At 49.2% G+C, this 15,202-nt stretch carries 15 protein-coding genes and 1 pseudogene; 5 read left to right on the top strand and 11 right to left on the bottom strand.

Annotation, left to right across the window (positions count from 1 at the left end; translation table 11 throughout):
- Positions 1-110: 110 nt before the first annotated feature.
- Both Q0986_RS05740 and Q0986_RS05735 read right to left on the bottom strand, forming a co-directional pair.
- Positions 111-1,010, bottom strand: a pseudogene (locus Q0986_RS05740) (MATE family efflux transporter); the annotation flags it as partial.
- 50 nt (positions 1,011-1,060) lie between these two features.
- Positions 1,061-1,453: a DoxX family protein gene (locus tag Q0986_RS05735; RefSeq protein ID WP_299405669.1), complete on the bottom strand. Its 393-nt coding sequence runs from the start codon at positions 1,451-1,453 to the stop codon at positions 1,061-1,063.
- A 72-nt stretch (positions 1,454-1,525) separates the two neighbouring features.
- Here Q0986_RS05735 and Q0986_RS05730 point away from each other — a divergent pair, with 72 nt between their 5' ends.
- Complete coding sequence (locus Q0986_RS05730) at positions 1,526-1,882, top strand: TfoX/Sxy family protein (protein WP_299405665.1); 357 nt, start codon at positions 1,526-1,528, stop codon at positions 1,880-1,882.
- Here Q0986_RS05730 and Q0986_RS05725 read toward each other — a convergent pair.
- The 7 genes from Q0986_RS05725 to Q0986_RS05695 all read right to left on the bottom strand — a co-directional run bounded on the left by Q0986_RS05725 (position 1,879) and on the right by Q0986_RS05695 (position 6,388).
- On the bottom strand, positions 1,879-2,259 hold the full coding sequence (locus tag Q0986_RS05725; RefSeq protein WP_299405661.1) for a nuclear transport factor 2 family protein: 381 nt from the start codon (positions 2,257-2,259) through the stop codon (positions 1,879-1,881). The genes Q0986_RS05730 and Q0986_RS05725 overlap by 4 nt on opposite strands.
- Complete coding sequence (locus Q0986_RS05720; RefSeq protein ID WP_299405658.1) at positions 2,253-2,468, bottom strand: hypothetical protein; 216 nt, start codon at positions 2,466-2,468, stop codon at positions 2,253-2,255. Before Q0986_RS05720 ends, Q0986_RS05725 begins: the two co-directional genes overlap by 7 nt.
- Positions 2,469-2,512: 44 nt before the next feature.
- Entirely contained in the window at positions 2,513-3,697 is a 1,185-nt protein-coding gene (locus Q0986_RS05715; protein WP_299405655.1) for an NAD(P)H-quinone oxidoreductase subunit H, read from the bottom strand.
- Between the two features lie 207 nt (positions 3,698-3,904).
- A complete protein-coding gene (gatC, locus tag Q0986_RS05710; RefSeq protein WP_299405650.1) occupies positions 3,905-4,195 on the bottom strand; it encodes an Asp-tRNA(Asn)/Glu-tRNA(Gln) amidotransferase subunit GatC in 291 nt (96 codons plus the stop codon).
- 117 nt (positions 4,196-4,312) lie between these two features.
- Entirely contained in the window at positions 4,313-4,813 is a 501-nt protein-coding gene (locus Q0986_RS05705) for a photosystem I assembly protein Ycf3 (protein ID WP_299405646.1), read from the bottom strand.
- Between the two features lie 141 nt (positions 4,814-4,954).
- The gene (locus Q0986_RS05700; protein WP_299405641.1) at positions 4,955-5,692 is read right to left on the bottom strand and encodes a CPBP family intramembrane glutamic endopeptidase; all 738 of its coding nucleotides are present in this window, start codon (positions 5,690-5,692) and stop codon (positions 4,955-4,957) included.
- A gap of 135 nt (positions 5,693-5,827) precedes the next feature.
- Positions 5,828-6,388: a hypothetical protein gene (locus tag Q0986_RS05695; protein ID WP_299405636.1), complete on the bottom strand. Its 561-nt coding sequence runs from the start codon at positions 6,386-6,388 to the stop codon at positions 5,828-5,830.
- 731 nt (positions 6,389-7,119) lie between these two features.
- Between Q0986_RS05695 and Q0986_RS05690 the strand changes: the two genes are divergently transcribed.
- Entirely contained in the window at positions 7,120-7,623 is a 504-nt protein-coding gene (locus Q0986_RS05690) for a hypothetical protein (protein ID WP_299405633.1), read from the top strand.
- A 277-nt stretch (positions 7,624-7,900) separates the two neighbouring features.
- Positions 7,901-8,053: a chlorophyll a/b-binding protein gene (locus Q0986_RS05685; protein WP_299405629.1), complete on the top strand. Its 153-nt coding sequence runs from the start codon at positions 7,901-7,903 to the stop codon at positions 8,051-8,053.
- A 95-nt stretch (positions 8,054-8,148) separates the two neighbouring features.
- Here Q0986_RS05685 and Q0986_RS05680 read toward each other — a convergent pair whose 3' ends face one another.
- Both Q0986_RS05680 and Q0986_RS05675 read right to left on the bottom strand, forming a co-directional pair.
- Complete coding sequence (locus tag Q0986_RS05680) at positions 8,149-10,890, bottom strand: SMC family ATPase (protein ID WP_299405625.1); 2,742 nt, start codon at positions 10,888-10,890, stop codon at positions 8,149-8,151.
- Positions 10,891-10,976: 86 nt separating this feature from the next.
- Positions 10,977-12,827, bottom strand: coding sequence for a bifunctional serine/threonine-protein kinase/formylglycine-generating enzyme family protein (locus tag Q0986_RS05675; RefSeq protein WP_366918524.1), 1,851 nt, complete (start codon positions 12,825-12,827; stop codon positions 10,977-10,979).
- An 897-nt stretch (positions 12,828-13,724) separates the two neighbouring features.
- On the opposite strand from Q0986_RS05675, the gene Q0986_RS05670 reads away from it, so the two are divergent.
- Positions 13,725-14,681 carry a carbonic anhydrase gene (locus Q0986_RS05670; protein WP_299405616.1) on the top strand — a complete coding sequence of 319 codons (957 nt, stop codon included), beginning with the start codon at positions 13,725-13,727 and terminating at the stop codon, positions 14,679-14,681.
- A gap of 41 nt (positions 14,682-14,722) precedes the next feature.
- Complete coding sequence (locus tag Q0986_RS05665; protein WP_299405611.1) at positions 14,723-15,121, top strand: Uma2 family endonuclease; 399 nt, start codon at positions 14,723-14,725, stop codon at positions 15,119-15,121.
- Positions 15,122-15,202 lie beyond the last annotated feature (81 nt).

The following is a 15,202-nucleotide window of genomic DNA, read 5'->3' as shown; positions in this document are numbered from 1 at the left end:
GAGCTGGAGATACGTCATTTGCAGCCCATCTTTTTTCTTGTCTACCTGATTATTAGCTAAAGAAGCAAGGGGTCCACCGGGCATGTCGCCCCTCCAGGTTGCTGACTCAATACCCCAGCGACACTTTCCATCGCAAAGGCGACGCCATCAATAAAATAGGAGGCTAGGGTCACCACCTGTAACAGTAATGTATTCGTAGATAACACCACTGTACCCAGGCCAGAACTCAAGTTAGTAAACACGGCAAACGTGGAGATCAAAGCAAAGGTCCGCACCAAGATGTCACGATTGAAGGTCCAGGTTTGTCGAAGGGCTTTCAATTGCAGTATCTGGGACCCAACCCTTCGGAGCTGTGACCAAGCAACCTCTTGACGAACCAAGAGGAATCCCACGGCTAGCATTAGATATTGACTCAGCGCTGTGGCTGCCCCTGCCCCCGTACTTTGCCATCCCCACTGAACAATAAAGAGGTAATTCAACCCAACATTAGTAAAGTTATTGACCCCAGACAGCAGTAAGACTTTCCGGCTTTGGGCTCGCCCTAAATACCAGCCCACTACAACAAAATTAAGCAATGTCGCGGGGGCTCCCCAGATCAAAGCATCAAAATAAGCCTGTCCTGCAGCTTTGACTTCCGGCGTTGCACTGAGTAAGCCAAATCCCACCCTGCGGATAGGCCATTGCAATAACAGAATGCCCAACCCTACTCCTAAGGCCACGGCTCCATTGCGAAGTCCCACTAACAGCATAGCTTCCGAGTCCTGCCGACCCATCGCCTGAGCCGTTAGTCCAGTCGTTCCCATCCTTAGAAAGCCAAAGGTCCAATAGAGATAATTAAATAACACCGTGGCCAAGGCAACCCCAGCCAAATACCACAGTTCATCCAGATGTCCCAAGAACGCCACATCAAAGAGTCCAGCCAGAGGCACCATTAAGTTGGACAAAACATTGATGGCAGCCAGCCGGAAAAAAGATCTCAGATTAGGGTCAACGGAGGGTTGTGCAGTCATGGCAAGAGCGTAGCAGTCTGATGCCCAGTGAAACAGTGGAGACGTAAAAACTACTGGGCTTTCTCACTGGTCGGTAAATCCGGTTTCGTCAACCACCAAGCCCAAGCAATCAAGACGCCTTGGAATGGCAGTCTCAGCCAATAGGCCACGAGATTATGGGGCAGTCCATCAATGACGAGATCGTTAACTGCCATATTGAGATTGGCAGGGAATACGGCAATAAACAGAAGAATCAACCCCCAAGCGGCCGCTCGACTGACGAAGGGAATGAGTAACCCCACACCGCCCAGAATTTCAAAGAAGCCGCTAATATAGACCAATTCCAAGGGGTAAGGCAGAACGGTCGGCATCATTTGGACAAAAGGATGGGGCGTCAGCCAGTGGAAGGTTCCCGCCGTGATCACCCCTAAGGCTAAAAACAGGCGAGCAATGGTTTTGTTCATGCTAGGGTTCAACTAAGATTTCGAGCTTGTTCTTCAACCGTATACCCATCGTTTCCGGAAAAGCACGGTCCCATGCCTAAATCCTCCCCCTTTGTTAGTTCAGTCTTGGCGCGTTTTAACCAATTTGCGCCAGTGACGGCTCGCGCGATGTTTGGAGGACATGGCCTGTATGTTGAAGGGGTCATGTTCGCCTTGATTGCAGATGAACAGGTTTATCTCAAAGCCGATGCTCAAAATCAGGCATTTTTTCAGGAGGCAGGCAGTACGCCTTTTGTTTACGACCTTAAGAACAAACCTGTCACGATGTCCTACTTTCTGCTGCCCAAGGCTATTTACGAGGATTTTGAACAACTTCAGGTATGGTTGGACTCCGCAATAGAAGCCGCCCGTCGCAATCAGGCCAAGAAAAAGGCGAAGCCCCGTCGCTAATTTATGGCTTCAAAATCGTCTTCTCGCAGCTTGGCTGTTCCGTCTGTTTGTAGCACCCACAGCTCTTTATGAATCACTCCCTTAGCGTTATTCATTTTCCAGCCAGAGGTGAGCACCGCCTGGGTCGAATCAATCACCTCAATCTGGGGATCTAGATATTCGACATCTGTAAATCCATCCGCAATCAGCTTTTCCCAAAAGGCGTGAATTTCAGCGGTGCCGTGAAAGGTGCCAAAGGGCCGAGCATGCATAATCGCAGTTGGCTCATATTGGGCCGCACAGAGAGCTGCATTGCCAGCATTAAAAGCAGACTGCCATTGTTGGCTCGCAGTGGTGGCTGCGGCGAGTACGGTATTCTTCTGGTCTTGACTCAACATAGTTTAGAAAGTCTAGGTGTCCAAAAACAGGGGCCACAGGCAATCTCTAGGACTTTTTTACCCGCAACAAGCCGCCTGAGACGATCGATCACGCCTGAGAGTTGGGCGACCCTCTCTGGTTGTTCATATCCCATTGAGGCATCGTACTCCGCAGCTCTATGACGGTAGTAGACCTGCATCTCTTGAATCAGATCGAATATTTTAGACATTAAAGCATCACGCCCAGTCCAAACCCCGATCTTAGCAGCCTAGATTAGCGATCGACGGAGCCCATAATCACGTCAATACTGCCGAGGATGGCGACGATATCTGCCACTTTCATGCCCTTAAGCAACTGAGGGAGCACCTGCAAATTATTAAAATCAGGGGCGCGAATCTTCCAGCGCCAAGGGAAGACATTCTCATCCCCGATCAGATAAATGCCCAGCTCTCCTTTACCCGTCTCAACGCGGGAATAGAGTTCGCCTTCTGGAATTTTAAAGGTGGGAGCGAGTTTCTTGCCCAGGAACTGATATTCAAAGGAATTCCATTCGGACTTGCGCCCTTCCATCATCCGCTTCGCTTCTAGGTTCTCGTAGGGACCACCCGGCAAATGCTCCAGCGCCTGCCGAATGATTTTGACCGACTCACGCATCTCGCGCATGCGGACATAATAGCGAGCCAGGCAATCGCCCTTCGTTTCCCAGTGAACCTCCCAGTCAAAGTCGTCATAGCACTCATAGTGATCCACACGACGCAGATCCCACTTGACACCAGAGGCCCGCAGCATTGGACCCGAAAGACCCCAATTAATGGCATCTTCGCGGTTAATAGTACCCACGCCATCTAAACGACGGATAAAGATGGGATTATTTGTGATCAGGCGCTCATACTCATCCACCTTGGGCATAAAGTAATCACAAAAATCGAGACACTTCGACACCCAACCATAGGTGAGATCTGCTGCGACCCCGCCCATACGAAAGTAGTTGTTATTGATGAAGCGCATCCCACTGACTGCTTCAAACAAGTCATAAATCATTTCCCGTTCCCGGAAAATGTAGAAGAAAGGAGTTTGGGCACCCACATCCGCCAGAAAAGGACCCAACCAGAGCAGGTGATTGGCAATCCGATTCAATTCCAGCATGATCACCCGGATATAGCTGGCCCGTTTGGGCACCTTAATATTCGCCAACTGCTCAGGGGCATTTACCGTAATCGCTTCATTAAACATGCCCGCCGCATAGTCCCAACGGCTCACATACGGGACGAACATAATGTTCGACCGATTCTCTGCAATCTTTTCCATGCCGCGATGGAGATAGCCAATCACCGGTTCACAATCGACAACGTTTTCGCCATCAAGGGTGACCATCAACCTCAAAACCCCGTGCATCGAAGGGTGCTGAGGTCCCATGTTGATGACCATGGGTTCGGTACGGGTTTCAATAGTTGGCATATCGCGAACGGTTCCTCTCAAGAAAACGACTACAACCCAAAGCAGTTGGAGTCTGCGGATTCAATATAGTTGGGCATTGCCACTGGAGCAAGCCGAATCAGGGTATCCCCATACCTATGGTACAGATCTCTATTCCAGGAATTCAAATCTTTTTGTGGAGAGGGGCATATTATTGAGGCAGTAGCGAGTGAACACCTGCTTTAAAGTTCAACTCTCACTCATAATCTGCGGGACTTTGAAATAGTCATCTTCCTGATCCGGGGCACAGGCAAAAATTGCCTCCAGATCTGGATAGGAACTCAGGTCATCGGTGCGGGTGACATTGCTGACGTCAATGGCCCGAGTGGTCGGCTCCACCGCCTCCACATCCAGCTCACTGAGCTGCTCAAAGTAATCGAGAATATCTCCCAGCTGTGTGGTGAATTGCTCAGCCTCTGCGTCCGTTAAGGTTAAACGGGCCAGATGGGCTACTTTATCAACTTCTGAACGTTCTAACACGGACTTGCTCCAAAATCAGGCGAGCTGCAAGATCTTGATTGTCTCACAGCTCATTCAGGTTTATTGCGGCAAATGCTGGCGATGATTGACCAGTCAAACATCTTAGATCGCAGGGGATTAGCCCACGCCAACTCTACCCGTTGTTTTCAGCCAGTTTTGGACTTCACTATAGTTATTCGGCGCAATTTTAATGGCTCGTTTCCAAAAGTCGGCCGCCAAATCAAAAAATCGCTCTGCTTCGTCGAGTTCGTTGGCTTCTTCAGCCTGTTCTCCTTTGAAATGGAGAATCACACCCGTGTTGTAGAGCGCCTGAACTAAGTTTGGGTTTAATTCCAGCGATTGATGATAGTAATCCAAGGCTTTATCGTGATCACCGTTATTGGCAAAAATTAAGCCCATGTTGTAGAGGATATAACTCTTGTCAAAGGGATCTTCTTCCAGGGCCAGGGCTTCGGTATAGTTTCCCAGCGCTTTTGCATAGTTGCCGTCTACCTGTGCTGCCATCCCGGACCGATAGTATTTGAAAGCATCCTTAGACTTTTGATCCGTGGGGATCACTTTCATGACGACATCGGACATTGCGGAAAAAGCTTTATCTATAAAATTGTCGCTAGGCATAATGACTTCAACTGTTGTAAGACTCAGGCGAAATGAACAATCGCATTTTAAAAGCGTTTGTATTTCAGTTTAGCAGTAGTCTTTCGGTTCTATGGAGGGCCGTTAACCGTACTTAGCACCTCCATCAATGTCTAGAATCGGTCACTGTAGCTGCAGGCCTGTGAGCCATAAAGACAGAAAGTTGTTGAGGCAATGCATCGACAGGGGAATAAACAAGGAATGGGTTCGCCAGCGGGCCATGCCAAATAAGAGACCAAAACAGACAATTTGGCTGATCACCAAAGGACCATATTGCACGTGCAAAACAGCCCAGCCCAAGGCAGTGATCACAATGGCCCCTCTAGGACCCAGGCGCGAAGACTGTAGCCCCTGAAAAAGAAAGCCGCGAAACAGCAACTCTTCGAATAGGGGCGCAACCCCGACAATAGCAAGATAGAGTAGTAGGGGACTGTGAGCGGTTTGGTAGATTTGGGTGGTAAAGGTTTCTTGATGCTTAAACGCTCGGAGAATCGCGTCGGAGAATTGCATCAACGCCAGTAATAGCCCGTTCCAGATCAGCCAAGACGTCCATCTTGGTTTTCTGAGCGCTAGATATTGGTGGACGGTCAAAGCCGGGCGCACTTTTAGCACTGTGTAAATCAGGCCACTGCAGCCGAGGCCAGCCAAAATGGTGGCGATGGACAAAACCAAACCATTAGTTTCGAGGGATTGAGCAATCTCTTGAGGATCGAGCGCGGGATTTTGGGCAAGCTCAATCGTGATAAAAAAGAGTGCGATCGCAGTACTGATACTGAGAAAAACACCCAAAATCACCAGCGTCAAGCCCACGGTTTCCCATCCGCTCCAGGGCTGAATCGCCTTTGTTTCGGACTGTTTCACGCGTGTCGGTTCAGAAGAGTCGTCACTGCTGTCAAACGGCAGTGAATGGTCTGACGGTTTGACCACAGGGTAGCATTGAACCTTGCAGCTAGAGGAATAAGCGTCCTGCTAGCTGATACTCCGTGCCGACCATGCTTAAGCGGCTTGATAGGGTTGCTCTCGTTCAACTGTTTCAACGATTGGCTGCTCTTCTGGGTTTAAGCTGTACCAAGCCGATTGGGTCCAAACCTGATAGTCTCTATCATCCTCGGTGGGAGTTACTTTGAGACGATAGGGGGCACCAATGGCGATGCTATCGTTATCTTGAGAATGAATCCAGCTAGCGACCCAGTGGGTAATCCCTTCCAGTTCTTCGGGTAAGACCGTTAGGTTTAAGCTCCAAGCTTGATTAAGATTCAGTCCAGTTTTCTTGTGGACGGTCTTGGTATTGGTCATCACAGCACTGGGCGGATTGATGGTAATGCGCAGTGTTAAGGGACGATTAGGGAAAAGAGCGTCGGGAGCGGTATGAGCCGTCACACTGAGATAATTGAAGCGCTGTTGATCATCAACCCAAGATGCGATCGCAGCTAAGGAAGGGCTAAAAACAAGAGAATTGTCCTTCGTCACCGATACGTCTCGTTTCATGGCCGCCGCGAACTGAGCATAAAAGGTTTCGCGAAGTTGAACAAGGATTTGCTTAGCGTCTGGAGTCATTGGGAGTTGCCCTCCTGGCAAAAGATATAGCAATAGAGAATGAACTAATGTCAGTTACTCGACCGTGGAATTCCTCTTGGCGATATCACCCACATGGCATTAAACCCACGGATGAATTTAACCCATAAGGTCATATTCTTGTATTGCCCATTTCTGAGCTGTAACGTACATCAACCGTATTCGTGATCATAAACACTTAACAAATGTGATCTAGATCAAGGAAAGAATAAGCCGTTCACTTCCCTTTTGGGGTAAGCATTTCACAGTATGCTTCGGTTAAGAATTAAGCAAAAAGAAACGTTAATTCAGCACAATTGTTCATGCTATTTTTAGTAATTCAAAAAAGAATATATCGGAATTGCACAACCGTATAATCACGGAATATTTATCAGATATTTAGCTAGCGCTCAGGTCCTCCGCCTGCTAGCCAGATAGACTCAGTAAAACTACCGTTTTGCTCACTAGGGTAGACCCGCCAAGATAAGAGTACGCAATTACACGGAAATGACCAGAGGTTGATAAACAGGCTTCCTCGTCTAACCTTAAGGATGAAAGACCATTCCCCGCTCTTACCCTTAAACGCAGACTGTTTTGAGCCCGTTTATCAGCCTAGCAAGAGTGATTTCGATCACAGATAAGCTTGACTCAACGCACTGCCGAGGCACTATCGGATCACTGATTTCCCAGACATTCGAACTGAAGATTAAGTAAGTGGTAGTGAGATTTTAAAAATGAAACGGTTTCCCTCTATTTCCAAATTTTTAGGTTCATTCAATGCAGCAATTGCCTTCAGTGGTGCCCTAGTCTTAAGCAGCACCAGTCTTACCGTTGCTGAGCCCATCTTTCAACAATCCAAGGCTGCCGATTCTACCAATCTTGCTTCTCTGGCAGACGGCACTTATTTATATGGTGATGTGGCCGAGGCCAATCAAGTGGGCCAAGGCTACGTTGTGTTCAAAAAACAGGGTCAAAGCGTCACGGGTGCCTTTTATTATCCACAATCAGAGTTTAGTTGCTTTACAGGTACCGTTCACAATCAGCGTTTAGAGGTCTTGTCCTTGGGCCTACCGCATGAAAACGCCATTGACGTGGAAGTCCCTCTCACCCAAATGCACCGCATTGAGGCCGTCAGCAGTAGTGAGCAGGACAGCTTGCACAACTGCCAACAAGCTGTGGCAGCCTACCAACAGCAGCAGAAAATTGCGGCCCCCGTCACGCACTGGATTGCACCTTAGGTAGACGAATCGCCTAGCTGTATGTTCGCATCATTAAAGGAAGGGGTTGTGAATCGTCCGATCAAACGCCACAGCAGAAAAAGTGGTCTCCTTGAGGGGCGAACCAGCGACCCACGTGGATTGCCTTGGCGGGCGATCTTAACGCTCAGGCATGTAATGATTCGCTGACATGGACTATAAATCGAGGATATTGTCAATTTAATTACAACATTTATTTATATTATCGTTACACTAATACTCATAACGCACATGCTTGATAATTACGGAGTCTGTCATTATGAGTACTCAAGAACAAACCTTTGGATTCACTAGCTTTGCTGAAACCCTTAGCGGTCGTATGGCAATGTTGGGGTTCTCCTTGGCCGTCATTACTGAAGTTCTAACGGGACAAGGTATCGTCGGTCAGCTTGCGGCTTTATGGAGCTTTTAGCGACTTGCCGCATTCTTAACCGCATCGTAATTGAGTAGAATAGTTCGCGCATCTAGACCCCGGCAACGCTGGGGTCTTTCTCATTTAGGGTTCATCTAGGGCGATCGCTCCACCCGAATAATGTTTTCGGTGACACTCTCAAAGGTGTCGTCATGGCTAATCACAAATAGTTGATGAAAGGACTTGAGATGGCCTAGGGCTTCAGCCAATTGCCGACGACGGGGTTCATCCATATTAGTGGTGGGTTCATCGAAAAAGGCGATATTAATATCGACTAAGACTTTGAGCAGCGCTAGACGCACGGCTAGGGCTGCACACATTTGTTCTCCCCCAGATAGACTCTTAAAGCTACGCCAATGGCCCTGTTCTTGTACCTGAATTTCATAATCTTCCGTCCATTGCAGGGCCACATCTGGACGATTGAGCAGTTCTCGATACAGGCGATCGGCTTCCCAAGAGATTTCAGTCAGATAAAACTTCGTAATCCGAGGACCACTCTGCTTGTAAATGGTGCGAGCATCCGTAATCAATTGAAAGACTTGGCGCTTGTCTGCCAAGTCACCAAGGGCTTGATCGCGTTCCTGGGCAAGGGCCTGCTGAGCTTGCAGCTGCTGTTCGAGCGTATGGAGTTGCGCTTGTTGCGGTGCTAGTCCACCTTGTAATTGATCATGCTGACGTTGCAACTGCTCATAGGTCTGGCTGAGGTCTGCCAGCCGCTCAGGATTATGGTTTTGAGACTGCTGCTGCCACTGTGCCTGAGCATCAGTCAATTGTTCTTGCAGTTGGGTTTGGTCTGCGATCGCACCCCGACGTTGCTGATCTAACTCCTTAAACGCATTGGCCTGATTACGATGGCGTAAATAGAGCTGATAGATCGCTTGGTGGTCTTGTTGAATTTGCTGTTGAGCTTCGACCTGGGCGTCTAGATCGCCTAAGGCTTGGACCTGCGCTTCGATCTGTTCTAAGGACTGCTGGTGAGTTTGGCAGGTTTGTTCTAAGCGGGCAATTTCCGCTTCTAGCTGGCTCGCCCCTTGCAGTTGCTGGTTCAACACGCGGATATGACCTTGCGGATCCGCTAAGGCCGATAGCTGGGCATTCAGGTCTGCCAACTGGCGCTGGAGGTGAGGTTCTTGTTTCAGGGTGGCTTGGATGCGATCGCACTCCTGTTGCAAAGCCGCCATCTCTTGGTCTAGCTCCGCTTGCTGCTGCTGTTTAACCTCTAAGGTGAGCCACTGCTGCTGAGCTGCCTGGGCTGCCTTCAGTTGAGTCTTCTGCTGTTTAAGCTGTTGCTGTAGCTGGGTCACCATTTGCGGATCGATCAAGTCGGCAAAGGCCGTTTGGATCCGGCGCACAATCTCGTCCGTCAGCGCCGCCCCTTGGTCCAAAATTTGGGCCAGCTGAGTTTGCTTGGACTTTGCCAACGATAGGCTGCGAAGCAGTGCTTGCGCTTTTTGGACCTGCTGCTGATAGCATTGCTGCTGCGGTTCCACTTGGGCCATCAAGGCCTGTAACTCGGAGGCAAACTGCTGGGCCGCTGCAATCCGTCCCAGTCGCTCCTGAATCTGTTGGCATTGATGGTCAAGATCAGGGATAGTCTGGACCTGCGGTTCTAAGGCGACTAATTGGGCAATGGCTTTGCTAAGGGTATCCCGGCTATGCTGACGTTTGTGTAATTGCTGCTGTAGGCGTTGGGACTGTTGCTGATCGGCGGCTAAGGTTTGCAGCGTTTGCTGGCAAGCCGTCTTATCTTGTTCGAGTTGCTGTTGCTGAGGAACCTGTTGTTGCCAGGTTTTAAGTTCCTCATGCATTTTGGCAAAGGTCGCCAACTGTCCCTGCTGCTGAGACTGAGCCACCTGCTGATCGCGCAGTTGGGTGTGGATGCGATCGCGATCCTGCATCAACCGCTGCCGTTGCTTCTGCTGTTGCGATAAGGTTTTGAGCGCTTCTTGAGCTTGTTGGTAGGCCTGAAACTGAGGCCGATGCTGACGGCAAATCTGAACCGCTTGCTCAGCCTGCTGCCAGTTTTGCTCTAGAAGCTGGAGGATTTCCTGCTTACTGGTCCATTGGGTTTGCAACTGCTGAACCTGTTTTTCTATGGTCTGGAGCTGTTGAGCCTGGGCCTTCAACGTCTGGAGTTCCGTCTGGATTTCCGCCCTTTGCCCCGCCATCTGTGTGATTTGAGTTTGGTGCTGGACTAGGGTGGCGGCCAATTCAGCCTGTTGTTGTTGCAGCCGTTCCCATCCCTCGAGTTGCTGGTCATAGGTCCGCAAACGCTGCTCTAATTGCTCGACTTGCGCCCGAGCATAGGTTTCTAAATCGCGACTCTGATCATAGGCTTGCTTATACTCTTCGACTTTCAAAATCGGATCGAATACCCGCTTGCGATCGCTCACTGACTTCAGAAAGTCCACGGTAAAGGTTCCTTGAGGAATCCCAATCGTTTCGGCAAACAACTTGGCCAGTTCCGTATGGACACCCACACCCAAATGTTCACACAGCCAGCAGCGCACATCCTCCAGCTTTTTTAACTCCAGTTTGCGATGGAGTTGTGGATCGTGAACTTCATAGCCTCGGCTGGTACAGCGACGCACCTCATAAACACGCCCATCTAGGTGAGACACAAAGCTAACGATCGCTTGAGCACTTTTGGCACCCACACTAATCAGTTCAGCCCGTTTATAGTCACTGTGATCGAACAGGACCCAGGCAATAGCTTCTAAGATGCTGGTTTTGCCCGAGCCATTTTCACCACAAATCGCATTGGCACCCGGGCGAAATTCATAGTAGCGATCGCGATGGGCCTTAAAGTTTTTCAAGGTAACGGAGAGAACTTCCATCCGACGGGATGTTGCACCTCTTGGAAATGAGCGTTCACATCATTATTACGGTTTTCTATGCCGTTGGCTTTAAACTGATCCGTCGGCTATCGGCTGACCGATTTCGCCGCAGTACAGGCGACACGAAAACCGATATGACTACTCTGCTCAGAGGCCGCCTCCCAAATCCGGGCAGCAGAACGGCAGCTTGCAGCTTGGGCATTCCAGGCCCCACCCCTGAGGACACAGGCAAAGAAATATTGATCTTGCCAGACGCTACCATCACTGGGGGCATCGGCATAATTACCATGCCAATGATCGGCACACCATTCCCAAACATTGCCATGCATATCGTATAACCCAAAAGGATTGGCGGGAAATTTGCCGACCACGATCGTTTGCTGACGATAGTTACCTGTGGGTCCCTTCTCATAGGCTGTGGTGCCATCATAATTGGCAAGGTCTGGCGTCAGCGTTTCGCCAAAGGCAAAGGGCATTTGCTGACCCGCTCGACAGGCGTATTCCCAGGCCGCTTCACTGGGTAGGTGATAGTCCTTGCCTGTTAACTGGGATAGACGATTGCAGAATTCCACCGCATCAAACCAAGAGACTCCTTCCACAGGACGATCCTCCCCTGCAAAGGTTGAGGGTTGTGTGTCTAGCTCGCGTTTGACGGTGGGTAATGCTGCCACAATCCGCCATTGGGCTTGAGTCACGGGAAATTTGCCCAGGAAAAATTCGGGTACTGTCACTGGATGTTGAGGATCTTCAGCAGCCTGTCGGTGGGGCTCATGAGCAGGAGAACCCATCGAAAATTGGCCTGCCGGAATATGAACCAAATCAAGGCTGATCTCCTTATCTAAAGTGACTCGGAGATAGTGAATGGACGGATGCTGACGCTCCACGATGTTGCCATGAGCGTCCACCTGCACCACTTCAGAGGGAAAAATCGGTAGGGTTGGTTTGAGTTTGCGGGGTGATGGGGCTGGCGAGGGGCTGGCGGGCACTGGCTTAGCAGGTGGTTTTTCCGGAGGAGGAGGCGGAGAGGGGGCGGGACGCGACGGGTTTTTTATCCGGGTGCGTACTTCTCGGAGCACCTCTAGGGCCGAGGTATATCGGGCCGAGACATCAGTTTGCAGTAATCGTTTGAGGATGGCTTGTAGGGCTGGATTAAGTGGCTCAGGCAGATGCTCCTGCCAATTATCGACCCACACCTCTCCCTCTTTCAGGGGCAGTGCATGGGGGGCAACACCCGTCAGTAAATGAATACAGCTGGCACCTAAACTATACAAGTCGCTCCCGGGCAAGCTTTTATCCACTGAAAACAGTTCTGGCGGGGCATAACTGACCTGTGCGCGTACACTGTCTGTTTGCTGCAAATCGGATAAATTGACTTGCTGGGAGACACAAAACCCCACCAAAATCAACTTGCCATCTCGATGCTGACGCATAATATGCGCAGGTTTAAGATCGCGATGAATCACCCCTTGGTCATGGATCGTCTGTAATACAGGCAATAGTTCTAGCAACAATGCTTGAACTTGATGTTCGGAGAAGGGGCCTTGGTTCTCAACCGTTTGCTGTAAATCTTGGCCATCAATATATTCCTGTACGAGATAGGGAATATGGTCTTCTTCAAAATAAGCCAAGATGCTGGGAATATGTTGGTTCTTTTTAAGACGCCGCAGTTGCTCCGCCTCTTGCAAAAAGGGTTCAACAACGGTTTGGCTCGCGCCTGTTCCCCGAGTTTGACAGATCAGTTGCTTAACCACACAAAGTTCATGCAGGTTATCCCGGTCTTCTGCCAGATATGTATTGCCAAACATACCTCGCCCCAAGAGGCGCATCATCTTAAAGCGCTGCCGTAACGGCACGATTCGTGTACCGCACTGCTGACAGAACTTATTTATATCTGGGTTAAGAGGTTTCTCGCACTTGGGATTGAGACAACAAACCATAAGGCAGTCAATAGGTGAACATGATGTTGATTGTGAAACCCCCAAAAAAGATATCTTTCTTGAACCTGCAATGCTGAAACTTCAACGCGAGTCAAAGGTGAAGTGTGGAAGCTATTTCAATCTATTCGCAATGCTCAATGATGCATAGGTGCGTCGTCATCATACTTAAATTATCTCTTCATTATTGACTAGATGCCAGTACTTGTGTCTTTAGTATCTAAATTTAACAGCATGAGCGACGTATTTCTGGAAGAATATGCTCGAAATTTAGCGATAAATTGGTATGAAGCGCCTTTAGCTTAGAGCAATAAACGAACTGAGTGCTATCTGCACAATCAGTATATTTCTTCCATTGACCCGAAATTCTTCATCTGGGTCAGCATTGCTCTGTGCTCGAGTCCATTGCGGAGAACAGCATGACACTCCCCGTGAAGTTCCAAGAATTGCTGAGTGCTACATTTTGAAATTCCTGCATACGGGCTGTCAGTGGAAACAGCTGCCCATTGAAAAAATGTAGGCATCGCGCTCGGGTCTACTTTTCGCGTACAACCGGAGTATGTACCGACTGCCATCACGTCAGGGTCATTTTGTAATGGAGGGTTAGATGTTGGCCAACGGACTCCAAAGATCAGCAGATTAATTCAGGACTGAGCGATTGATAGGGGTGGCGTCTATCTTGCATGCTATATCTCATGCCCCACTCATCCGGTTATTGGTAGGTTAGCAAAGCTGAACCGTTCACTCGTCAGGATATGATGGCAACGATAAACTTTTTATATCTTTTGACTGCTTGAATATAGTTTAAACTGAGTTCTTGAGAAGATTACTATCCCAGAACTTGCGTGGACTAAGCCGGATGACATGGTTCGCGCCAAGTCATGTCAAGGAAGTTCAGTCGTGAAAAAGCTAGTTCGTGGTCTCCAAGAGTTTAAGCAAAGCTACGTTGCTGAGCATCAAGAACTCTTAGAAGAACTCTCTCACGGTCAAAAACCCCGTGTCTTATTTATCTCCTGCTCTGATTCGCGGGTTGACCCCAATCTGATTACCCAAACGGATGTGGGGGAATTGTTTGTGATTCGGAATGCCGGGAATATTGTGCCGCCCTATGGCGCGGCCAATGGCGGCGAAGGCGGCACGATTGAATATGCCATTGCTGCTCTAGAGATCGATCAAGTGGTGATCTGCGGCCACTCCCACTGTGGGGCAATGAAAGGGCTGATGAAGCTGAATAAGCTGCAAGCAGATATGCCCTTGGTTTATGACTGGTTACAACATGCCGAAACAACGCGACGAGTGGTTGCAGAGAACTATCCAGAATCGCAAGATGAAGAGCGGGTTGAAATTTTAGTGGCGGAAAATGTCTTGGTCCAGATTGATAATCTGAAGACATATCCGATTGTGCGATCGCGCCTCTTGCAAGGCAAACTCCAGATCTATGGCTGGATTTATCATATCGAGACAGGTGAAGTCCTGGCCTATGACGAGCAAACCCACACCTATATTCCCCCTCAGAGTCAATTGGTGGAGAAGCCTCACAGTCTCCCTTCTCGACTTGAACAATATCTGATTAGCACCCATGCACCGCCTGTGGCTTGTGAAGTACCAGCGCCTCGCTTACAGTCGGCTTCCTCCGCAGTGGCTGTTGATGAATCACGGGTTGATCCGATGCGATCGCAATTAAATGCACTATTACGAAAGTCGCCTGATTCCTGGACTGAGGTGGAAGCGTCGATGCGATCGATGAGCCAATTATTGGAAGATGCGCGGCATCAGGGCATGAGTGCGAATGAGGCCCAAAATTATCACCATCGATTTTCAGAGCAAATTCCCCTCTGGTTAAGGCAAATGGGATAGCGGATAGTGACTAAGATCAAGGTATTTATCGGAAAACAGCCATGACCACTTGTATGCCATCCGTTACGGAAGATCAGCGCGTGATCCTCTCAAGTGTGTCTTGGCAGCAGTACGACGGGTTGTTATCGACGTTGGGGGATTATCCTGGACTCCGTTTACTGTACTTGCAGGGAAATCTAGAAATTTTTATGCCTTCGCCTGAACATGAAATGCTGAAGAAGGTGATTGCTCGTTTGCTAGAGCGGTATGCGGAGGAAGTGGATATTCCGCTGCATGGATATGGATCGACGACGTTTCGGCTGGAGGCGAAGGCGATAGGGTTGGAACCGGATGAGTGTTATTGCGTGCAGGAGTTGAAGGATTTGCCTGATTTTGCAATTGAGGTGAATTTGACCAGTGGCGGGGTGGATAAGCTAGCGATTTATAGCAATCCTATGTAGCTCGTGAGAATCTACCATATTTGAATAACTTGGGAAAGTTGACTATTTGGCGGTGGATTTCAAGTTCGAAGAGGTAGGTGA

Origin of the sequence: Acaryochloris sp. IP29b_bin.148 (genome assembly GCF_028285565.1) — a bacterium.
Taxonomy (GTDB): Bacteria; Cyanobacteriota; Cyanobacteriia; order Thermosynechococcales; family Thermosynechococcaceae; genus Acaryochloris.
Note: the sequence above shows the minus strand (reverse complement) of the source record. Positions and strands in the feature narration are given on the sequence as shown.